Origin of the sequence: Acidovorax sp. Root217, from assembly GCF_001428645.1 — a bacterium.
Classification (GTDB): domain Bacteria; phylum Pseudomonadota; class Gammaproteobacteria; order Burkholderiales; family Burkholderiaceae_C; genus Acidovorax.
In genome coordinates, this window is record NZ_LMIH01000006.1 from 203,384 (window position 1) to 222,758 (window position 19,375).

At 69.5% G+C, this 19,375-nt stretch carries 20 protein-coding genes; 11 read left to right on the forward strand and 9 right to left on the reverse strand.

The annotated features are described in order from the left end of the window. Positions 1 to 120 precede the first annotated feature (120 nt). Positions 121 to 576, forward strand: coding sequence for a MerR family DNA-binding transcriptional regulator (locus tag ASE31_RS04995; protein WP_057200433.1), 456 nt, complete (start codon positions 121 to 123; stop codon positions 574 to 576). Further along, positions 573 to 1,037 carry a PaaI family thioesterase gene (locus tag ASE31_RS05000; protein ID WP_057200434.1) on the forward strand — a complete coding sequence of 155 codons (465 nt, stop codon included), beginning with the start codon at positions 573 to 575 and terminating at the stop codon, positions 1,035 to 1,037. The genes ASE31_RS04995 and ASE31_RS05000 overlap by 4 nt, the downstream gene beginning before the upstream one ends. Before the next feature lies 1 nt (position 1,038). Here ASE31_RS05000 and ASE31_RS05005 read toward each other — a convergent pair whose 3' ends face one another. Beyond that, positions 1,039 to 2,151, reverse strand: a complete 1,113-nt coding sequence (locus tag ASE31_RS05005; protein WP_057200803.1) for a 3-deoxy-7-phosphoheptulonate synthase — start codon at positions 2,149 to 2,151, stop codon at positions 1,039 to 1,041. 118 nt (positions 2,152 to 2,269) lie between these two features. Here ASE31_RS05005 and ASE31_RS05010 point away from each other — a divergent pair, with 118 nt between their 5' ends. Continuing rightward, a complete protein-coding gene (locus tag ASE31_RS05010; protein ID WP_057200435.1) occupies positions 2,270 to 2,629 on the forward strand; it encodes a VOC family protein in 360 nt (119 codons plus the stop codon). On the opposite strand, the gene ASE31_RS05015 is transcribed toward ASE31_RS05010, so the two are convergent. The 4 genes from ASE31_RS05015 to ASE31_RS05030 all read right to left on the reverse strand — a co-directional run bounded on the left by ASE31_RS05015 (position 2,630) and on the right by ASE31_RS05030 (position 6,618). Continuing rightward, positions 2,630 to 3,133 carry a C40 family peptidase gene (locus ASE31_RS05015; RefSeq protein WP_057200436.1) on the reverse strand — a complete coding sequence of 168 codons (504 nt, stop codon included), beginning with the start codon at positions 3,131 to 3,133 and terminating at the stop codon, positions 2,630 to 2,632. Positions 3,134 to 3,230: 97 nt separating this feature from the next. After that, a complete protein-coding gene (gene leuA / locus ASE31_RS05020) occupies positions 3,231 to 4,913 on the reverse strand; it encodes a 2-isopropylmalate synthase (RefSeq protein WP_057200804.1) in 1,683 nt (560 codons plus the stop codon). A gap of 299 nt (positions 4,914 to 5,212) precedes the next feature. Next, a complete protein-coding gene (locus ASE31_RS05025) occupies positions 5,213 to 5,911 on the reverse strand; it encodes an MOSC domain-containing protein (RefSeq protein WP_200961072.1) in 699 nt (232 codons plus the stop codon). Beyond that, positions 5,908 to 6,618 (reverse strand): glutamine amidotransferase, encoded by a 711-nt coding sequence (locus tag ASE31_RS05030; RefSeq protein WP_057200437.1) that lies wholly within the window; start codon positions 6,616 to 6,618, stop codon positions 5,908 to 5,910. The genes ASE31_RS05025 and ASE31_RS05030 overlap by 4 nt, the downstream gene beginning before the upstream one ends. 38 nt (positions 6,619 to 6,656) lie before the next feature. On the opposite strand from ASE31_RS05030, the gene ASE31_RS05035 reads away from it, so the two are divergent. Both ASE31_RS05035 and ASE31_RS05040 read left to right on the forward strand, forming a co-directional pair. Next, a complete protein-coding gene (locus ASE31_RS05035; protein ID WP_057200438.1) occupies positions 6,657 to 7,967 on the forward strand; it encodes an aminotransferase class I/II-fold pyridoxal phosphate-dependent enzyme in 1,311 nt (436 codons plus the stop codon). 51 nt (positions 7,968 to 8,018) lie between these two features. Next, positions 8,019 to 8,384 carry a YciI family protein gene (locus tag ASE31_RS05040; RefSeq protein ID WP_057200439.1) on the forward strand — a complete coding sequence of 122 codons (366 nt, stop codon included), beginning with the start codon at positions 8,019 to 8,021 and terminating at the stop codon, positions 8,382 to 8,384. A 166-nt stretch (positions 8,385 to 8,550) separates the two neighbouring features. Here the strand turns inward: ASE31_RS05040 and ASE31_RS05045 are convergent, their stop codons facing one another. Both ASE31_RS05045 and ASE31_RS05050 read right to left on the reverse strand, forming a co-directional pair. Continuing rightward, a complete protein-coding gene (locus ASE31_RS05045) occupies positions 8,551 to 12,504 on the reverse strand; it encodes a WG repeat-containing protein (protein WP_057200440.1) in 3,954 nt (1,317 codons plus the stop codon). A 138-nt stretch (positions 12,505 to 12,642) separates the two neighbouring features. Beyond that, a complete protein-coding gene (locus ASE31_RS05050; RefSeq protein ID WP_057200441.1) occupies positions 12,643 to 13,530 on the reverse strand; it encodes a LysR family transcriptional regulator in 888 nt (295 codons plus the stop codon). Between the two features lie 125 nt (positions 13,531 to 13,655). Here ASE31_RS05050 and ASE31_RS05055 point away from each other — a divergent pair, with 125 nt between their 5' ends. From ASE31_RS05055 to ASE31_RS05080, 6 genes are all read left to right on the forward strand, one after another. Next, a complete protein-coding gene (locus tag ASE31_RS05055) occupies positions 13,656 to 14,981 on the forward strand; it encodes a M20 family metallopeptidase (protein ID WP_057200442.1) in 1,326 nt (441 codons plus the stop codon). 197 nt (positions 14,982 to 15,178) lie between these two features. After that, on the forward strand, positions 15,179 to 15,595 hold the full coding sequence (locus tag ASE31_RS05060) for a YciI family protein (RefSeq protein WP_057200443.1): 417 nt from the start codon (positions 15,179 to 15,181) through the stop codon (positions 15,593 to 15,595). Positions 15,596 to 15,628: 33 nt separating this feature from the next. Beyond that, positions 15,629 to 16,159, forward strand: a complete 531-nt coding sequence (locus ASE31_RS05065) for an SRPBCC family protein (protein WP_057200444.1) — start codon at positions 15,629 to 15,631, stop codon at positions 16,157 to 16,159. A 77-nt stretch (positions 16,160 to 16,236) separates the two neighbouring features. Continuing rightward, positions 16,237 to 16,647: a VOC family protein gene (locus ASE31_RS05070; RefSeq protein WP_057200445.1), complete on the forward strand. Its 411-nt coding sequence runs from the start codon at positions 16,237 to 16,239 to the stop codon at positions 16,645 to 16,647. A 2-nt stretch (positions 16,648 to 16,649) separates the two neighbouring features. Then, positions 16,650 to 17,942: an RNA polymerase sigma factor gene (locus tag ASE31_RS05075; RefSeq protein ID WP_057200446.1), complete on the forward strand. Its 1,293-nt coding sequence runs from the start codon at positions 16,650 to 16,652 to the stop codon at positions 17,940 to 17,942. A gap of 63 nt (positions 17,943 to 18,005) precedes the next feature. Then, positions 18,006 to 18,536: a GFA family protein gene (locus ASE31_RS05080; protein WP_057200806.1), complete on the forward strand. Its 531-nt coding sequence runs from the start codon at positions 18,006 to 18,008 to the stop codon at positions 18,534 to 18,536. 13 nt (positions 18,537 to 18,549) lie between these two features. Here the strand turns inward: ASE31_RS05080 and ASE31_RS05085 are convergent, their stop codons facing one another. After that, positions 18,550 to 19,041 carry a ribonuclease HI family protein gene (locus ASE31_RS05085; RefSeq protein ID WP_057200447.1) on the reverse strand — a complete coding sequence of 164 codons (492 nt, stop codon included), beginning with the start codon at positions 19,039 to 19,041 and terminating at the stop codon, positions 18,550 to 18,552. Positions 19,042 to 19,060: 19 nt separating this feature from the next. Next, complete coding sequence (locus tag ASE31_RS05090; protein WP_057200448.1) at positions 19,061 to 19,318, reverse strand: DUF3297 family protein; 258 nt, start codon at positions 19,316 to 19,318, stop codon at positions 19,061 to 19,063. Between the last annotated feature and the right edge of the window lie 57 nt (positions 19,319 to 19,375).

The following is a 19,375-nucleotide window of genomic DNA, read 5'->3' on the forward strand; positions in this document are numbered from 1 at the left end:
AAAAAGGCAATCCTACACCGGGAAGCGCTTGCCCCATGTCGGCCCTAACCCGCACTGTGGGCGGTGTGGCAGTCGCGGATGCAACCTTCGTGCAGGGCGAGGCTTGCTAGCCTTGCCGGCATGCAGATCTCCGAACTCGCCCGCCGCACCTCGGTCTCGGTGCACGCCCTGCGGCACTACGAAAGCCAGGGCCTGTTGCAGCCCGGGCGCCGGGCCAACGGCTACCGTGACTATGCCGAGGGTACCGAGCGCGAGGTGGTCTTCATCGCCATGTCGCGCCAGCTGGGCTTTGCGCTGCCGCGCATTGCCGAGCACCTGGCGGACTTTCGCGGCGGCCGGCTCACCATCGCCGCCATGGTGCAGGCCCTGCACCAGCGGGCGCAGGAGCTGGCGGACCAGGTGGCCCTGCTGCAGGCCCAGCGCCAGACGGTGCTGGACCACATCGCCTGGCTGCAGGCCAGGGAACCTGCCGCCAAGACCCCCAACCCGGCGCCGGCCCCCTGGCCGCGCGTGCGCAAGCGCCCGCTGGCCCCGGCCAGTTCCCCCATCCCCCGTGTCTCCAGGAGAAAACCATGACCCCACACGCCCCCGATTCCTCCGCGCTGCTCCAGGCCCATGTGCTGGCCATGCCGATTGCGCAAACCCTGGGCCTGCGCTTCACCCGGGTGGCCCATGGCCAGGTGGACCTGGAGATGCCGGTGCAGGAATCCCTGTGTTTCCGCCCAGGCCAGCTGCAGGCCACGGCGATCTTCGCGCTGGCCGACTTTGCCGCGGTGGCGGCTGCCGGCAGCACCCTGCCGGCCGGCTGGACGAATGCCACCGTGGATGCGCACGTGAAGCTGCTGGCCCCGGCCCGTGGCACCTGCCTGCGCGCCCGGGGCCGTGTGGTGGACGCGGGCCGCACGCTCACCGTCTGCGCGGCGGATGTCTATGCCGTCGCAGAGTCAGGTGATGAAACGCTGTGCGCCACGTTGCTGGCCACGGCGCGCAATGTGGAGGGTGCGGCGGCGCGCCCTCCACGTGAAGTCCTGTCCTGAATCAGCCCTTCCGTGCGCGGCGTGCGCGCACGGCCTGTGCCAGGCCTTCGAGCACCGGCACGGTCTGCACGAGGCTGATGCAGGCGTCCGTCACCGAGACGCCGTGCGCCAGCGGCTGGCCGGGCACGATGTCCTGGCGGCCTTCCTGCAAATGGCTTTCGACCATCAGGCCGGTGATGCGCGCATCGCCCGCGGCGATCTGGCGCGCCACGTCCTCGGCCACGGTGACCTGGCGCTGGTGCTGCTTGCTGCTGTTGGCGTGCGAGACGTCGACCATCACCTGCGGGCGCAGCCCGGCCGATTGCAGCATGGCGCAGGCGGCATCCACATCGGCCGCGCTGTAGTTGGGCGCCTTGCCGCCGCGCAGTATCACGTGGCAGTCGTTGTTGCCGCGCGTCTCGAAGATCGCCGCCTGGCCCATCTTGGTCATGCCCATGAAGGCGTGGGGCGCGCTGGCCGCCTGGATGGCATCGCTGGCCACCTTCACGCCGCCGTCGGTACCGTTCTTGAAGCCCACCGGGCACGACAGCCCGCTGGCCAGCTGCCGGTGGCTCTGGCTTTCCGTGGTGCGGGCGCCGATTGCGCCCCAGCTCACCAGGTCGCTGATGAACTGCGGGCTCAAGAGGTCCAGGAACTCCGTGCCCACCGGCAGGCCCAGTGCCAGCACGTCGAGCAGCAGCGCACGCGCCATCTCCAGCCCCTCGTTGATGGCGAAGCTGCCGTCCAGGTGCGGGTCGTTGATGTAGCCCTTCCAGCCCACGGTGGTGCGTGGCTTCTCGAAGTACACGCGCATCACCACCAGCAGGTCGTCCGCGAGCACATCGGCCTGTGCCTTGAGCGCCCGTGCGTATTCCATGGCCTGGCCGTGGTCGTGGATGGAGCACGGCCCCACCACCACGACGAGGCGGTCGCCGTGCCCGTGCAGCACGCGCGAGATCGCGGCGCGGCTGGTTTCCACCAGCGTCTGCGCCGCCTCGGGCGCGGGCTGCCACTCCTGCAGCAGGGCCGGCGTGATCAGCGGGCGCACGGCCTTGATACGGGTGTCGTCGATGCGGGTCGTGTCGTGGGTGGACAGCGCGGTGGTCGCGGGGGCGGTGTGTACGTGGAGGGTCATGGGCGCCATTTTCGCCTTGGATGCCGGAGGGCTTTGCGCCAGGGTGCTGTCCTGCAGCGTTTCACCCACGCCGCAGATATACCTATAGCCAGTCCCAGCCCCGTCTCCAGGAGTTTCCATGGCCATCCAGAATGCCCTTGCCAGTGTCGCTGTCAGCAGCCTGCCCGACGCGGTGCAATGGTATGGCGCCCTGTTCGAACGCGGACCCGATTCGCAGCCCATGCCCGAACTGGCGGAATGGACCCTGCCGCAGGGCGGCTGGCTGCAGGTCTACGAACTGCCCAGGCGCGCCGGCCGCTGCTCGGTCACGCTGGCGGTGGACGACATCGACGAACAGGGCGAGCAACTGGAGCGCATGGGAGTGGACACCGCCCAGCGCTCGAACAGCAAGAAGGTGCGCGCCATTTTGGTGACGGACCCGGACGGCAACCACCTGGCCTTTGCCCAGGCCCTTGGCGGTCAGCGCCTGGCGAGTTGATCAAGGCCGGCGGAAGGCGGGCCTTTGCCCGGCCCAGTGCTTGGCACTGAGGTAATCCAGCCGCACCGTGCCGCCGCTCGAAGGCGCATGCACGAAGCGCCCCTCTCCCACATAGATGCCGGCATGGTTGGGTTGGCGTCCGGTGCCGAACACCACTAGGTCACCCGCGCGCAGCTCACCGGACTCGAGCGGGTAACCCCAAGAATTGAGCGCGGCCACGGTGCGCGGCGGCGGCGTGCCGACCTGGTTGCGGTAGACATAGCCGATCAGCCCGCTGCAGTCGAAGCCTGAATCCGGCGTATTGCCGCCGTAGCGGTAGGGCGTGCCCACCAGGCCCAGCGCATGGATGGCAATGCCGTGCGCCTGGTCCGGGCTCAGCGGCGGCGTCGTGCGGACCGGGGCGGACGGAAAAGAGGAGGACGACGACGAGGGGGGCCGGGAGGTGCCGCAGCCTGCGATCAGCAGCGCAGCGGACACCAGGGCCAGACAGGAAAGAACACGCATGGATCGCAAGCGTACCGCACCCTGTGCGCGGGGGTGAATGCCCCGCCGTGGCAACCGCCTTTTGTGAAGGCATCGCCACTGTTGTCTCCGTCTTCGTTTACACCGTTGCGGTCGCTGCCCGGGCGCCTTCGCTGCGCTCGGCGAGCCGGTTGGCCACGCTCACGATGGCCTGCACCGAGGCGGTCACGATGTTGTGGCTGGTGCCCGCGCCGAAGGTGGAGCCGGCCACGCCTTCGAGCGCCGCCTCCACGATGGCCAGGGCCTGCGCGTTGGCACCTGTGCCCGTGGCGCGCTCCTCGTAGTGGTCCACGCGCAGCGGCAGGCCCAGCGCATCCACCGTCGCGGCGATCGGACCATTGCCCTGGCCTTGCAGGGTCTGGCGCACGCCATCGATGCTCACATCGAGCTCGATGCCCTGGCCGTCATCGGCCAGCTTGTGGCCATGGCAGACGATGGCCGCGTCGGAGCCGCTGGCCAGGTAGGTGGACTGGAACAGCTTCCACAGCGCATCGCCGGTCATCTCGCCCTCGCTGGCGTCGGTCTGGCGCTGCACCACGGCGCTGAACTCCACCTGCATGCGCCGTGGCATCACCACGCCATGCTCGCGTTCGAGCAAAAAGGCGATGCCCCCCTTGCCCGACTGGCTGTTCACGCGGATCACACTGTCGTAAGTGCGGCCGAGGTCGGCCGGGTCGATGGGCAGGTAGGGCACTTCCCACAGGCCGTTCGGGTCCTGCGCGGCAAAGCCCTTCTTGATCGCATCCTGGTGCGAGCCCGAGAACGCCGTGAACACCAGGTCGCCCGCATAGGGGTGGCGCGGGTGCACGGGCAGCGCCGTGCATTCCTCGGCCACGCGCGCCACGGCGGTGATGTCCGAAAAATCCAGCCCCGGGTGTACGCCCTGGGTGTACATGTTGAGCGCCAGGGTCACGATGTCCACGTTGCCGCAGCGCTCGCCGTTGCCGAAGAGGCAGCCCTCCACGCGGTCGGCGCCGGCCATCATGGCCAATTCGGCTGCGGCCACTCCGGTGCCGCGGTCGTTGTGCGGGTGCACCGAGAGCACCACGTGCTCGCGCGGCGCCAGGCGCCGGTGCATCCACTCGATCTGGTCGGCGAACACGTTGGGCGTGGCGTTCTCCACCGTGGTCGGCAGGTTGATGATGATGGAGCGGCCCGGGCCCGCGCCCCAGGCGGCAATCGCCGTCTGGCAGGCGCGCAGCGACACGTCGAGTTCGGTGGCGCTGAAGGTCTCGGGCGAGTACTGCAGCGTCCACTGCGTTTCCGGCTGGGCATCGGTCAGGCGCTTCAAGTGCGACACATGCTGGTCGATGAACTCCATGACCTGCGTCACGTTCATGCCGAAGACGATGCGCCGCCAGGCCGGTGCCGTGGCGTTGTACAGGTGCACGATGGCGCGCGGCGCGCCGCGCACGGCCTCCACGGTGCGCTCGATCAGGTCGGCTCGCGACTGCGTCATGACCATGAGGGTCACGTCCTGGGGCACCAGGTCTTCATCGATCAGGCGGCGCACGAAGTCGAAATCGGTCTGCGAGGCGGCCGGAAAGCCCACCTCGATCTCCTTGAAGCCGATGCGCACGAGCTCCTGGAACAGGCGCATCTTGCGCTCGCCGTTCATCGGCTCGAACAAGGCCTGGTTGCCGTCGCGCAGGTCGGTGGACAACCAGATCGGCGCCTGGGTGATGGAACGTGAGGGCCAGGTGCGGTCGGTGAGCGCAACGGGGGCGATGGGCTGGTACTTGGTGGCGGGCTTGGCAATCATGAGAAGTGGCTCCACGAACGGTTGCATGCGGTGCGCCATGGTGTGGGCGCTGCCTGCATGCAGGTCAAACGAAATGAATACGGATGACGTCCCCTGCAGCCCTTTGCTGGTGTGCAAAGGCTGGTTCGCGGGCCGGGGTCAGGGGGAAATCAGGTGTTGCGCGAAGTGGCAACGGTGATGGCGAACGCAGGCAGACCCCGGCCAGGCACTAGGCCTAGAGCTAGGGTGGATAGGAGCATGCTGCGTTGCATAGGAGGCAAATGCTAACACGGGCTTTGCCGCGCTGCCAAGCCCTGCCTTCACACCCCTTGCGTGCGCCGGTTCCAGTCCTCGACCGTGCCCTGCTCCAGCCGCCGCGCGATGAGCTTCTGCCACGAGGAAGGCAGTTGCGGCAGCGCCGCCAGTTCGCGCAGCAGCTGCGCATCGAGCGTGCGGTGGTAAAGCACCTCGATCACACGCGCCAGCGGCCAGCCTGCATGCGGGCGCGCCACCAGCGTGATGGCGTCGCCCGCCTGCACGGTGCCGGGCGCGAGCACGCGGTAGTACCAGCCGGTGCGGCCCGTGCGCTGCAGGCGCAGCGCCATGTCGCGCTGGCCGAAGCGGGTGTTGAGCTTCCAGCACGGCTGGCGCGTCTGAGCGACCTCCAGCAGCACACTGCCCATGCGCACGCGGTCGCCCCAGCACAGGTCGGCCTCGGCCATGCCGGTGCTGGCGATGTTCTCGCCGAAGGCGCCCGGCTGCTCCAGCACGGGCAGATCACCGAGCTCGCTGCGCCACAGCGCGTAGTGGTCCAGCGGGTACTGGTGCACGGCCTTGTCGGGCCCGCCGTGGATGCGGGTGTCGCCCTGTTCGTCACCCTGCAGGCCGGCCGCGTCCACAGGCACCGGGCCCGCGACGGCCTGCTTGGCAATGGCGCTGCGTGTGTCCGGCCGGTCGCCGAACGGCACGGCGGCCCCACGCAGCACGGCCGCGACCTGGCCCAGCAGCACCGGGCTCATGCGTGGCCGCCCCCGATGCCGTCGAGCCAGGCGCCGAACACGGCCTCGGCCGCACGGGCCAGCGCGCTGCCATGCTCCCGGGCCCCGCTGCGCAGCGCCTGCAGGTCCACGCCAGCCGCGGCCAGCTCGCAGGCATGGCCCACCAGCCACTGCTCGATGCGCGAGAGGTCCGCCTCCAGGTGGAACTGCAAGGCGAGCGCATGCGTGCCCACGGCAAAGGCCTGGTGCGGGCACAGCGGCGTGCTGGCCAGGTTTTCGGCACCGGGTGGTATCTCGAACTGGTCGCCATGCCAGTGCAGCACCGGCGTGCCCTGGGCCAGGGGGGCCAGCACCGAGCGTTCGCCGCGTGGTGTGAGGGCCAGCGGCGCAAAGCCGATCTCCTTGCGCCGCATGGGTGCCACGCCGGCCCCCAGGGCGCGGGCCATGAGCTGAGCACCCAGGCAGATGCCCAGCACCGGCAGCCGGCGTGCCAGCCGCTCGCGCAGCAGCGCCAGCGTATCGGTGAGGAACGGGTAGGCCGTTTCGTCGAAGGCGCCGATGGGCCCGCCCAGCACCACCAGCAGGTCAGGTTCTGGGTGCAGGCTGTCCTCCAGCGGCCCCACCCCCGCATCGTGGGTGCGCACGGAATAGCCGCGCTGCTGCAGCAAGGGGGCGAGCAGTCCCAGGTCTTCGAACGGCACATGCCGCAGCGCCAACGCGGTCTTCATGGTATTTCCTTTTTGTACTAATACATTAAAATGAATGTATGAATTTATTGTACGCCCATGGCAAAACCGCCGCTGACATCGCCGACAGCCTGCTCGATGTCCTGCGCAGCGGCGCCCTGCAGCCCGGTGACGCCCTGCCCGCCGTGCGCACGCTGGCGCAGCAGCTTGCGGTGAACCCCAACACCGTGGCCGCGGCCTATGCCAGGCTGCGCGACGCAGGCCGCGTGGTGACCGACGGGCGCCGCGGCACGCGCGTGGTGGGTGCCCCGGTGCGCATGGCCCAGGCCTATGCCGTGCCCACGGGCCTGCGTGACCTGGCCAGCGGCAATGTCGACGCGTCGCTGCTTCCCCAGTTGCAGGGCGGTGCAGCGGCCTGGGCCGCGCTGGCCTCCTCCGCCAGCTACGAGGCCCCGGCCGACCTGCCCGCGCTGCAGGCCGAGGCGCGGCAATGGCTCATGGCGCAGGGCCTGCCCTGTGGCGAGATCGGGGTGTTTTCCGGCACGCTCGATGCGGTGGAGCGCGCCCTGCGCGTGCATGCCCACCCCGGTGACCGCGTGGCGGTCGAGGACCCGTGCTGGCCGCCGTTGGTGGCGCTGATGCACAGCCTGCGCCTCAAACCCGTACCGCTGCCGGTGGATGGCGAGGGCCTGTGCGTGCCCGACGCCGGTGTGCTGCAGGGCTGCGCCGCCCTGGTGCTCACGCCGCGCGCGCACAACCCCACGGGTGCCGCCATCAGCCCCGCGCGCTGGAAGGCGTTGCGCCGCCAGCTGCAGGCCCTGCCCCACCTGCTCGTGGTGCTCGACGACCACTGGGGTCCGCTCTCGGCCGCACCGCTGGCCATGGCGGCGTCGCTGCCTCCGCTGTGGCTGCACGTTGTGTCGGTCAGCAAGTTCCTCGGGCCGGATCTGCGCGTGGCGCTGGCCATTGGCACGCCGGCCCTGCTGCAGGCCCTGCGCGCCCAGCAGGCCCTGGGGCCGCGCTGGGTCAGCCGCATCCTGCAAGGCCTGGCGGCAGGCCTGTGGCGGCAGATGCGCGAGGGCAGCGCGCTGGCGCAGGCCGGCGGCTCCTACGCCGCCCGGCGCCAGGCCCTGGTGCAGGCGCTGGCCGCGCAGCAGGTCGTGCTGGCGCCCGGCGAGGGCCTGCACATGTGGCTACCCGTGGCCGACGAGGCGGCCGTGGTGCAGTCCATGGCCTCGCGCGGCTGGGCCGTGCAGGCCGGCACGCCGCTGCGCCTGGCCAGTGCCCCGGCCGTGCGCGTGAGCCTGGGCGAATGCAGGCCCACGGACATGCCGCGCCTTGCCGCCGACCTGGTGCAGGCGCTGCGCACGCCGGGCCGGGCCGTGTTCTGAAGACGCTTCTAGAATCGCGCCCATCCCCACCATTCACTGCCGGAGATCCCCATGCCCTACATGCTGCTGATCATGGAACCCCCAGGCCAGCGTGCCGAGCGCGGCCTGGCCAAAGGGCAGGAGGTCTATGCGCGCATGCAGCGCTTCGGCGCCGGCCTGCAGGCACGCGGCCTGCTCCTGGGCGGCGAATCGCTGGCCAACGACACCGAGGGCGTGCGCCTGCAGGTGCGCGAAGGCCAGCCGCGCCTGGTCGACGGCCCCTTCGCCGAGACCAAGGAAATGATCGGCGGCTTCTTCCTCGTGGACTGCGCCACGCGCGAAGAGGCCCTGGCCATCGCGCGCGAATGCCCGGCCGCCGAATGGGCGACCATCGAGGTGCGCGCCATCGCCCCCTGCTACGACGGCGCGACAGCCTAAGAAGGTGTGAACGAACCCGACATGCCCGCTCATCCCTCCAAAACACGCGCGCTCGTCGTTGCAAATGCTCGCCATAGCCCGAGCTATGTCTCCGCTTTGCGCCTAGATCGCACGCGTTTTGGCGGCCTGCTCGGACACGCCGGGTCCATTCACACCTTCTGAGCGCTCAATCCTCGCCCTTGTCCTTGGCCTGGGCCGCATAGACCAAGCCGATGCGCCGGTACATCCAGCGCCAGGCGAACACGTAGAGCATCACCACCAGGCAGGCCACGCCCAGCCCGGGCCTGAACGGCGTGGAGAACACAAAGCGCCAGGCCCAGTAGAGCTCCGAAAAGCCCATCAGCGCAAAGGTGCCCAGCCCCACCCAGGGGCCCTCGGCGCGCCAGGCGCCCACGGACACGAATGCATGGCTGACCAGCGCGGCCAGGCCCAGCACCAGGTTGGTCACCATGGCCAGGAAGGGTCGCACCTCGAACCACCCGGCTAGGCCCTTGAGCCTCGCGATGTCGTCGGACTTCGCACCCAGCATGGTCTTCAGGATAAAGGCCGTGAACATGCCCCTTTGCTGCAGCCCGCCCGATGCCGTGGCGTCCTTGGTCATCAGCGAATCCACGAGCCGGCGCGTCAGCCAGTCGCCGCTGGCAGAACCGGTCGAGCTGTCTGCGTCCTCCTCGGCGGGCAGCTGTTTCATGGCCTCCCGCACCTGGGCACGCAGTGCCTCGGGCACATACTCCATGGCACTGCTGCTGCGCCGCACCGCGTGCGCGCACACCATGACCGTGCGCAGCGCCTCGGGCAGGTATTCCAGGCGCCAGCCACCACCGCTCACGTACTCGATGCAGGCCTCCTCGCCCAGCATGGCTGGGGGTATCTGCTCGAACTGCTTGACGCCCTGGCGCAGGGCCGCGGCGTAGCGTGCCGGTGTCATGAGCCGGCGCGGCACGAAGCGCACCGTGTCCTCGTCGACCGCCATGGCCACATCCACCATGGCATGGGTGATGCGCTCGCGCGGAATGTCCGCCAGCGTGCGCGGGTGCGACTGCAGCTGGGCCAGCAGCGCACCATCGTCGGCCGTGCCGGCCTGCTCCTGCACCAGCGCCTGCAGCCAGCTGGTGTCCTCCTCGTCGTTCCACTGCGCGCTGTACGGTGACTGCAAGGACAGCACGGTCGATGCCTCCAGCGCCGCCTCGGCCTCGCGCCCGAGTTCCATGTAGGCGCTGGCCAGCACATAGTTCGCATGCTGCTCGTAGCGCATCTGCGGCAGCCCCAGCTTCGCGTCGGCGATGGCGCCCTCGTAGTCCTCGTCCCAGAGCTTGACCCACGCCCGGTAGCCGTGCCAGTGGCTGCCCTCGCGCGGCTCGCCCTCCTTGCGCGCCCCCGCCAGATCGTCCTCGATCAGCTGCGTGGTGACGGCCAGGCGCAGGGCCTCGGGCACGTGCGGGAACACGTCCGAGCGGTCCTTGAGCGCGGCCACGCACACCGCAACGCTGCGCAGCGGCTCGGGCATCTTCTCCAGCGACAGGCCATTGACGCGGGCCGACACCAGGCACAGCTCGGGGCTAACCAGTTCGGGCGGAATCTCCTCGATCAGGCAGCCATAGTCGTGCTGCACGGCCAGCGCAGCCAGCTCTGGCGTGATCTTCGCCTTGTCGATGTAGCTGATGTTGTAGATGTCGGCCTTGAGCGCCGCCTTCTCCACCGCATCGGTGCGCAGCCAGTGCGCCAGGTCGCGCAGCGGTGCCTGTGCGCGCACTGCCTTGAGTGCCAGCTCCGGCGTCAGCAGGCAGCCCCACACGTCGCCCAGGCTGTTGTGGTCCCATTCCTTGGGGATGCGGCTGTTGCGCTCGTCGCGCCAGTGCCAGTCGGACTCTTGCGCGTACAGCTGCCGGGCCAGCGCCAAGGCCTGTGCGGTCATGCATTCGGGCGGGATGCTGGCCGCCGAGTTCACGCCCTGGCGCACCAGCGCCTCCAGGCGCTCGGGCGTCTGGAAGGCCGGCGGCACAAAGGCCAGCGCCTCCACCTCGTTGGCCAGGGCGGCATCCACCATCGCGTCGTCCAGCCACTGGGCGGGCACCTGGCCAATGGCATAGCGGTCGCTGCCCACGGCCTGCAGCCATTCGGCGCGCGTCTGGGGCTTGGGGCGCTCGCCGGATGCGCTATCGACCCCCCCCTCATCCCCCCCTTCATCGCCCGCTTCATCGCCCGCTTCATCATCGCCGCCATCGCCGTCCTCAGCGCCCTGCGACACCAGGCCGCTGCGTGCACGCCGTGCCGTCTCCAGGGCGTCCAGGCTCGGGGCCACCATCAGCCACAGCTCCCACCAGGCATCGCCATCGCCAGAGTCGGAGCTCTTGTACAGCGTGACCCATTGCTCGCGCGACTCGTGCAGCACACTGGTATCGCCCGGCAGGGCCTGGGCCATCGGCACCGCCCAGGCCTGGGTACGTTCAGCGCCGTGCCAGGGTGCGGCGTGTTCGGGGTCCGGGTCGGCTGGGCCGTAGCGGGCCTCCAGCGCCTGCAGCATCGCCTCGCGGGCCTGGTTCACCGCGTCGCTCAACTCAGAGCACAGGAACTCGTAGGGGCCGTTGTGCTCCTCGCTGATGTAGGTGCGCATCACCCGCCGCAGCACCACCGCGCGATTCGCCTGCACGGTGTCCTCATCGTCGTCCCCGTCCTCATCATCGTCGTCGTCGCCATCTGGCGAGGGCTCGCGCTCCAGCGTCTGGCCCGCAGCCAGGCGGTGCAGCCGGGCCTCGGCTTCGGCCAGCAAGGTCTCGGCCAGGGGAACGATGCCGTCCAGCGTGTCGATGCCCTCCAGGTGGTCGGTGATGGGTGGCAGGAAGAAGGGGTGGGGCGCCCGGCAGTCGCCCTCTTGCGCGTCGCTGCGCCACAGCGCCTGGCCCTGCGCATCGAGCAGCGTGGCGTGCTGTCCGTCGTACTGCGCGCGCCAGACCACGGCGCCATCGCGGTCGAGGTACGCCACCTGCCCATCGCGCGTGAGAAACGGCACCAGCGGCGTGTCGTTCATCTCCTCCACCAGCCATCCATCGCCGTTCGTCAGGGGCTCCAGCAGGGGCTCTGCCAGGCTTGCCACGCGGCCATCGGGGTGCAGCAGGGCCCAGGCGGCGGGCCGGCCTGCGTGGCCCTTGTGCGCTGCCGATGCGGCGGTGCGCACCACCGCAAAGCCGCCTTCCGAGCGGAAGTGGCTGCCGTAGACCAGCGACGGCGTGTCCAGCGCCTTGCCATCCGCGCGCAGATAGCCGGCGCCGTTGTAGTCGCTGCACACCATGCCGTGCACCATGTGTCTGGACAGGTGCCGCTCGCCCTTGATCACCACGCGCCCCTTGGCGTCCAGGTAGCCGTGGCCGTTGTCCCACGAGTCGGGTTCGTCGAAGTAGGCCAGCCCCTGCTTGTTGAAGGCCCGGATGTCCGGGTAGCGGGGCTCCAGCACCCACTGCCCGCGTGCATCGATCAGGCCATACGTCTCCCCATCCAGCGATGCGGCGGTGGCGGGCTGCTCGCCGAACGGCAACGCGCGCTGAAAGCGCGGCTCGATCACCCAGCGGCCCTGGCCGTCGACATAGCCATAGGCGAGCTGGTTCGTGCCCTTGGCTTTGCTCACTGCGCGCGCCAGTGCGCCCGCGCCGAAGGTGCTCAGTTCGCGAAAGCTCTCCTCGCAGGTGAACTTCCCTTCGCGGTCGATGATGCGCCAGGCGTTCTTGCCCACCATCACCGCACACAGCCCGCCGCGAAACGGCCGCGTGTCCTCAAAGGCCGGTGCGATCACCACCTCGCCCGCCAGGTTCACGAAGCCCCAGCGCCCGCCCTGGCAAAAGCGTGCCAGGCCGTCTTCGGAATAGTCGCGCGCGTTCTCCAGCGTTGGGGGCACGCGCCAATGGCCTTCGGCGTCGATGTAGCCCCAGCAGCCGTCCCCCGCCATGGCCGCGGCGACAAAGCCACCCTCGCCATCGGCGTTGAAACGCATGACGGCGCGCAGGCCCTCGGGTGGAGCAATGGCCCGGCCCGGGTGCACGATGAGCAGCGCGAATGCCGCGCCATCGGCCGACAGGGGAATGCTGGCGATCCAGGGTGCTGCGATGGGAGGGGTGTGCTTGTTCATGCGGTGGTGGGTCCTTCGTATGATCGTAAGGGCCGCCTGCGCCGTGGCCGGGCTCGCGGCGGTCCTGGCGGGCACAAAGACCGCAATGTGGGCAATTTTTCACGGTCGCCCCATTCGGCGCTGCCCTGCATGGCCAGGCTATGGGGTTGCGATGCCCCGGGCTGCCGTGCGCACCGCTTCGAGAAACTTCTGTGCCGCCGGCGTCGGGATGTGGCCGCGCCGCGTGATCGCGCTGATGGTCAGCTCCGGCAGGCGGGTCTGCACGGGAATAGCGCGGATGCCGTGGCGCGCCAGCTCCCGGTCGAGCGCCGGGCGCGCGAACACGCTGATCAGATCGCCCCGGCCCACCAGCGCGCGCGTGATCTCCATCGAGCGGCTGACCACGATGCGCTCGGGCGCGGGCACGCCGCTGCCGGCGAACAGGTCTTCAACCATGGCGCGGTCCCAGCCCACCCACTCCTCGTGCTGCAGTGCCGCCAGGCTGCGGGCCCGCGCACGCGGATGGCCCACCCGCGCGCAGATAGCCAGCGGCGTGGTCAGCAGCTCCTCACAATCCACGTCCGGGCCCACGCGCTCCAGGCGGTGCTGCACCAGGGCCAGGTCCAGCAGGCCCTCGCGCAAGGCGGGCAGCACCAGGGGCGCCAGGCCCTCGCTGAACTCCAGCGCGGTGGCTGGCAGCTCGGCGCGGAACAGTGCCAGCGCCTGCGGCAGCAGTGCCATGGCCGGCACCGAGGACACCGCCACGCGCACGCAGCCGAGCTGGCCGTCGCGCATCTGGCGCAGCTCGTCGCGCGCCCTCTCGGCCTCCTGCTCCAGCAGGCGCGCGCGGCGCTCGAAGGCCAGGCCGTACTCGGTGGGCGTGACGCCGTGCGCGCTGCGCACGAACAGCGGCACCGCCAGGTGCTCCTCCAGCTCGCGGATCGCGCGCGAGATGGCGGGCTGGGTGATGTGCAGCGCGTTCGCCGCCTGGCGGATGCTGCGCAGCTCCACCACGGCGAGAAAGGCCTTGAGCTGGTGCGGTTTCATCGAAGTCTCCGGTGCACAGGGTGATGCATTCTGGTTGTCACTAGAACGAAATTGTGACTGTTCGCGGCATGGGCTTGGCGATAGAGTGGCTGCCGTCCCTGTCCATTCTTACGAAGGCTTCTTCCATGAAACACCGGCTCCTGCCGTTGGCCGCACTGCTCGCCGGCCTGGCGATGTCCGCCTCTGCCCAGACCACCTCGCCCCTGGCCCAGCGCGTGCTGGCCCTGTCCGATGCGGCCGAACCCCAGGTGATCGCCTGGCGCCGCCACATCCACCAGCACCCCGAGCTGTCCTACGAAGAGGTGCAGACCGCTGCCTATGTGGCAGCGGCATTGGCCAGGATGCCCGGCATCGAGGTGCAGACCGGCATCGCCAAGACCGGCATCAAGGCCGTGCTGCGCGGCGGCAAGCCGGGCCCCGTGGTGGCCCTGCGCGCCGACATGGACGCCCTGCCCGTGCAGGAGCGCAACGACCTGCCCTTCAAGTCCACGGCGCGTGCGCAGTGGCGCGGCAACGAGACGCCGGTGTCGCACGCCTGCGGGCACGACACGCACGTGGCCATGCTGCTGGGCGCGGCGCAGGCGCTGTCCAGCGTGCGCAGCGAACTGGCGGGCACGGTGGTCTTTTTGTTCCAGCCGGCCGAGGAACTGGGCCCGGGCCCCGTGCCCAGCGGTGCCAAGGCCATGATGGAGGCCAAGGTGCTCGACAACCCCAAGGTCGACGTCGTGATGGGCCAGCACATCAGCGCCCGCGCACCGGGCAACACCCTGGCCTACCGCGCCGGCAGCTTCATGGCCAGCGGCGATGTGTTCAACATCAAGCTCCAGGGCAAGGGCGGCCACGGCTCCTCGCCCTGGACCGCCAAGGACCCGACGCTGGCGGCCGCCGAGATCGTGCTCGCCCTGCAGGGCATCATCAGCCAGCAGATCGACCCGCTCGACGGCCCCACCGTGGTCACCGTGGGCCTGCTGCAAAGCGGCAACCGCGTGAACATCCTGCCCGACACGGCCGAGATTGGCGGCACTGTGCGGTCGCTCTCGGCGCGCAACCAGAAGGTCGCGCACGACAGCATCCGCCTGAAGGCCCAGAAGATCGCCGAGAGTGCCGGCCTCACGGCCGAGGTCACCATCGACACTGGCTACGAGGTGGTGGTGAGCGATCCGAAGATCACGGCTGCCCTGGCCCCGGCCTTCGCGGTCGCCGCCGGTGGCGCCGACAAGGCGAAGGAAGTGCTGCCTTCCATGGGCTCGGAGGACTTCGGCTCCTTCGGCGGCAGCGGCGTGCCCGTGGTGTTCTGGAACCTGTATGCCTCGCCGTTCGGCGACAAGTCCGGTGCGCCCAACCATTCGTCGGAGTTCGTGATCGACGAGAAGGCGCTGCGCATCGGCGTGCGCGCCCTCACCAGCGCCACCCTCGCCTACATGGCGCAGAACCCCGCGGCCAAGCGCTGACCGCTGCGCCTTCCTTTGCAAACAGCCCATGCCGTGCCCGGCATGGGCTGTTCTCATTGGGGGATCGAAATTTTCTAGGTACAAACCCTGATTTTTCGGAATCCGTGTCGATTCCGGGGGCGCCTGTCCGTCGTGGAGGATAAGCGCAGGGAATTTCCATCCCCTGCACAGCGACTTCCACACACAGGAGATGTGCCATGCGATTCATGATTCTGGTCAAGGCCAGCCCGGAGAGCGAAGCCGGCGTGCTGCCCGGCGAGGACATGCTGGCCGTGATGGGCGCCTACCACGAGGAGCTGTCGCGCGCCGGCGTGCTGCTCGATGGCATGGGCCTCAAGGCCAGCGCCCAGGGCTGGCGTGTGTACTATGGCAGCGGTGGCCAGCGCACGGTGGTCGATGGGCCCTTCACCGAGACCAAGGAACTGATCGCCGGCTACACGCTGATCCAGGTGCGCTCGCGCGACGAGGCCATGGAGTGGGCGCGCCGCTTTCCCAACCCGCGCGGCGAGGGGCTCCCGGCCGAGATCGAGGTGCGCCCGGTCTTCGAGCTCGACGACTTTGCACCGGGCGAAGGCGTGCAGCGCTTTCGCGACATTGAGGCCGCACGCGGCTGACCCCGATTTCCCACGACCACCCCAGGATTCACCATGATCAAGACCATTGCTTTCGTCGTGCTGGCCGCCCTGGCCCTGCTGCTGGCCTATGCGGCCACCCGCCCTGATACCTTCCGTGTGGAGCGCAGCCGCGTGATCGAGGCCCCGCCCGAGCGCGTGTTCGGCCTGGTCCAGGACCTGCGCCGCTTCAACACCTGGAACCCCTACGAGCGCAAGGACCCCGGTGCCAAGGGCGAGTACAGCACCGCCACCTCCGGCCCCGGCGCCCGCTACGCCTGGCAGGGCGACAAGGTGGGCACGGGCAGCATGGAGATCACCGAGGCCACCGTGCCCTCCCATGTGGGCATGAAGCTCGACTTCGTCGCACCGTTCGAGGCCCACAACCGCGTGGACTTCACGCTGGCGCCCGATGGTGGCGGCAAGGCCACCCGCGTCACCTGGGCCATGCACGGCCCCGTGCCCTACCTGGCCAAGCTCATGCACCTGTTCTTCAACATGGACCACATGGTCGGCAAGGACTTCGAGGACGGCCTGGGCTTCCTCGCGGCCGAGGCTGCCAAGTGATCCTGTCCGGCTTTCGCATCACCCCCTGTTTTCCCCGTCCGTTATCCCTTATCGTTTCATCCACTCAGGAGACCGCCATGCAACACCAGATGATCTTCGTCAACCTGCCCATCAAGGACATGGGCCGCTCGCAAGCCTTCTTCCGCGCGCTGGGCTATGACTTCAACCCGCAGTTCACCAACGAGCAGGGTGCCTGCCTGGTGCTCGGCGAGAACCTCTTCGTGATGCTGCTCGTCGAGGAGTTCTACAAGACCTTCACCGACAAGGCGGTGGCCGATGCGCGCAAGACCTCCGAGGTGCTGGTCTGCCTGTCGGCCCAGAGCCGCGAGGAGATCGACACCCTGGTGGCCAAGGCCGTGGCCGCCGGCGCCACGTCACCGCGCGCACCGCAGGACCATGGCTTCATGTACGCCCATGGCTTCGACGACCTCGATGGCCACACCTGGGAGTTCGCCTACATGGTCGACGCCAGCAAGGCACTCGGCTGACCATGGCTGCGCCCAGCCCCGATGCCCTGCACCGCACCATCGAATCGGTATGGCGCATCGAGGCGGCCCGCATCATTGCCCGCGTGGCGCGCATGACGCGCGACGTGGGCCGGGCCGAAGAGCTGGCGCAGGATGCGCTGGTGGCTGCCCTGGAGCACTGGCCCTCCAGCGGCCTGCCTGACAACCCCGCCGCCTGGCTCATGACCACCGCCCGCAACCGTGCCCTGGACCACCTGCGCCAGCAGGCCATGCAGGCGCGCGAGCACGAGGCCCTGGGCCATGACATGGAAGCACTCGAAGCCCAGTACACGCCGGACTTCGTCGATGCGCTCGATGCCGCACGCCAGGACGACATCGGCGACGACCTGCTGCGCCTGATCTTCACCGCCTGCCACCCCGTGCTGTCGACCGAGGCGCGCGTGGCCCTCACGCTGCGGCTGCTGGGCGGCCTGTCCACCGTGGAGATCGCGCGCGCCTTCCTGGTGCCCGAGGCCACCGTGGCCCAGCGCATCGTGCGCGCCAAGCGCAGTCTCACGGCCGCGCATGTGCCCTTCGAGGTGCCCGGCGCGGCCGAGCGTGCGCCGCGCCTGGCCTCGGTGCTCGAAGTGATCTATTTGGTCTTCAACGAAGGTTATGCCGCCACGGCGGGCGACGACTGGATGCGCCCGGCCCTGTGCGATGAGGCATTGCGCCTGGTGCGCGTGCTGGCCGGCCTCACGCCCGACGAACCCGAGGTGCAGGGTCTGGTGGCGCTGCTGGAGATACAGGCCTCGCGCCTGCCCGCACGCACCGATGCCGAGGGTCGCCCCGTGCTGCTCATGGACCAGGACCGCGCACGCTGGGACCACCTGCTGGTGCGCCGCGGCCTGGCCGCGCTCGACCGGGCCGAGCAACTGGCCCGCGCCGGCCACCCCTGGGGGCCCTACGCGCTGCAGGGCGCCATCGCGGCCTGCCATGCGCGCGCACGCCGTGCTGCGGACACCGACTGGAACCACATCGTGGCACTGTACGACGCGCTGCTGCAGGTTGCGCCCTCACCCGTCGTGGCGCTCAACCGCGCCGTGGCCGTGGGCATGGCCGACGGGCCCGCCGCCGCACTGGTGCTGGTCGATGCACTGGGCGCCGACCCCGCCCTGCGCGACTACCACTGGCTGCCCAGCGTGCGTGGCGACCTGCTGGCCAAGCTGGACCGCAGTGCAGAAGCGCGTGCCCAGTTCGAACTGGCCGCCACGCTTACGCACAATGCGCAGGAACAGTCCCTGCTGCGGGCCCGCGCGGCAGACTGCGGCGCGTGACAGGACGGGAGTGACAGGGTGTGGCTTTTGCCGTAACGTGCGGCACTCCACGGAGTGATCGCCATGCAGTTCCCGTCCACGCCCCCATTCCCGCTCGAAGGCGGTTGCGACTGCCACCACGTGCGCTACCGCATGGAAACGGCACCCCTGTTCGTGCACTGCTGCCACTGCCGCTGGTGCCAGCGCGAGAGCGGGGCTTCCTTCGCGCTGAACGCCATGATCGAGGCCGACCGCATCCGCCTGCTGGGCGGCCCGCCTGTGCTGGTCGACACCCCTTCGGAAAGCGGCCTGGGCCAGAAGATCGCGCGCTGCCCGCACTGCCATGTGGCCGTGTGGAGCCACTATGCGGGCGCGGGCCCGCTGGTGTCCTTCGTGCGCGTGGGCACGCTCGATGCGCCCGACCACCTGCCGCCGGACATCCACATCTTCACCCTCGCCAAGCAGCCCTGGGTGGTGCTGCCGCAAGGCGCGGCTGTGGTTACTGAATACTATGAACGCGAAGCGCATTGGCCGCCCGAGAGCCTGGCGCGCCGCCAGGTGCTGTTGCCCAAGATCGCGGCCTACCGGGCCGCGATGGGCTTCGAGCCGTCGTGAACGCCGGCCGGGGTCAGCCCGGCAGCGGCGGCGGGCTCCTGCGCTTCTTGCGCGGCAGGCCCCGTAGGGAGGGGTGCACGGAAGGTTTGGGCGGCGCACCCAGTGCCGCGCGCGCCAGGGCATCGGCCTCGCCATTGCGGTGGCGGGGAATCCACTGCAGCTGTACTTCGCCGAAGCTTTCGAGCAGGACGCGTGCAGCGGCGTACAGCGACTCCAGCCGTTCAACGCATGGCTTGGCAAGCCCGCCTAGCTGCTCCACCAGGATGCTGCTGTCGCTGTAGACCTGCAATGTGGTGGCGCCGCGGGCCCGGGCTTCGTTCAAGGCCATCACCAGCGCACCCAGTTCGGCCTCGTTGTTGCAGCCGGTGGTGTGCGTGGCCTGCGACAGGGCGTGGCGCGTGCCGTCGGGCGCGACCAGCACGGCGCCCAGGCCCATGCGGCCGGGGTTGGGTATGGCGCTGCCATCGCATTGGATAACCCAGGCCGCCGGGGCCAACCCGTCCATGGAATCGGCGGAAAAGGGCTTATTCAGGCTGGCGGTAGAAGGCTTCCACCGTGCCCTTGAGCTTGATCATCAGCGGCTGGCCCTTGCGGTCCAGCGTCTTGCCGGCGGGCACCTTCACCCAGCCTTCGCTGACGCAGTATTCCTGCACGTCAGAGCGGTCCTTGCCGTTGAAGCGGATGCCGATGTCGTGCTCGAACACGGCCGCGACATGGTGCGGGCTGCGCGGGTCGACGGACAGGTGGTCGGGCAGCGGTGGGGCTTGGGTGGTATCGGTCATGGAAAAAATGGTGTGAATCGGTTCAAGAAGGCAACCGCGCATTTTCGGCGATTCGCC

Excerpts from the sequence above, each read along its gene's own strand:
- ASE31_RS04995 (WP_057200433.1), top strand. The coding sequence starts at position 121 with ATGCAGATCTCCGAACTCGCCCGCCGCACCTCGGTCTCGGTGCACGCC.
- ASE31_RS05000 (WP_057200434.1), top strand. The coding sequence starts at position 573 with ATGACCCCACACGCCCCCGATTCCTCCGCGCTGCTCCAGGCCCATGTG.
- ASE31_RS05005 (WP_057200803.1), bottom strand. The coding sequence starts at position 2,151 with ATGACCCTCCACGTACACACCGCCCCCGCGACCACCGCGCTGTCCACC.
- ASE31_RS05010 (WP_057200435.1), top strand. The coding sequence starts at position 2,270 with ATGGCCATCCAGAATGCCCTTGCCAGTGTCGCTGTCAGCAGCCTGCCC.
- ASE31_RS05015 (WP_057200436.1), bottom strand. The coding sequence starts at position 3,133 with ATGCGTGTTCTTTCCTGTCTGGCCCTGGTGTCCGCTGCGCTGCTGATC.
- leuA (WP_057200804.1), bottom strand. The coding sequence starts at position 4,913 with ATGATTGCCAAGCCCGCCACCAAGTACCAGCCCATCGCCCCCGTTGCG.
- ASE31_RS05025 (WP_200961072.1), bottom strand. The coding sequence starts at position 5,911 with ATGAGCCCGGTGCTGCTGGGCCAGGTCGCGGCCGTGCTGCGTGGGGCC.
- ASE31_RS05030 (WP_057200437.1), bottom strand. The coding sequence starts at position 6,618 with ATGAAGACCGCGTTGGCGCTGCGGCATGTGCCGTTCGAAGACCTGGGA.
- ASE31_RS05035 (WP_057200438.1), top strand. The coding sequence starts at position 6,657 with ATGAATTTATTGTACGCCCATGGCAAAACCGCCGCTGACATCGCCGAC.
- ASE31_RS05040 (WP_057200439.1), top strand. The coding sequence starts at position 8,019 with ATGCCCTACATGCTGCTGATCATGGAACCCCCAGGCCAGCGTGCCGAG.
- ASE31_RS05045 (WP_057200440.1), bottom strand. The coding sequence starts at position 12,504 with ATGAACAAGCACACCCCTCCCATCGCAGCACCCTGGATCGCCAGCATT.
- ASE31_RS05050 (WP_057200441.1), bottom strand. The coding sequence starts at position 13,530 with ATGAAACCGCACCAGCTCAAGGCCTTTCTCGCCGTGGTGGAGCTGCGC.
- ASE31_RS05055 (WP_057200442.1), top strand. The coding sequence starts at position 13,656 with ATGAAACACCGGCTCCTGCCGTTGGCCGCACTGCTCGCCGGCCTGGCG.
- ASE31_RS05060 (WP_057200443.1), top strand. The coding sequence starts at position 15,179 with ATGCGATTCATGATTCTGGTCAAGGCCAGCCCGGAGAGCGAAGCCGGC.
- ASE31_RS05065 (WP_057200444.1), top strand. The coding sequence starts at position 15,629 with ATGATCAAGACCATTGCTTTCGTCGTGCTGGCCGCCCTGGCCCTGCTG.
- ASE31_RS05070 (WP_057200445.1), top strand. The coding sequence starts at position 16,237 with ATGCAACACCAGATGATCTTCGTCAACCTGCCCATCAAGGACATGGGC.
- ASE31_RS05075 (WP_057200446.1), top strand. The coding sequence starts at position 16,650 with ATGGCTGCGCCCAGCCCCGATGCCCTGCACCGCACCATCGAATCGGTA.
- ASE31_RS05080 (WP_057200806.1), top strand. The coding sequence starts at position 18,006 with ATGCAGTTCCCGTCCACGCCCCCATTCCCGCTCGAAGGCGGTTGCGAC.
- ASE31_RS05085 (WP_057200447.1), bottom strand. The coding sequence starts at position 19,041 with ATGGACGGGTTGGCCCCGGCGGCCTGGGTTATCCAATGCGATGGCAGC.
- ASE31_RS05090 (WP_057200448.1), bottom strand. The coding sequence starts at position 19,318 with ATGACCGATACCACCCAAGCCCCACCGCTGCCCGACCACCTGTCCGTC.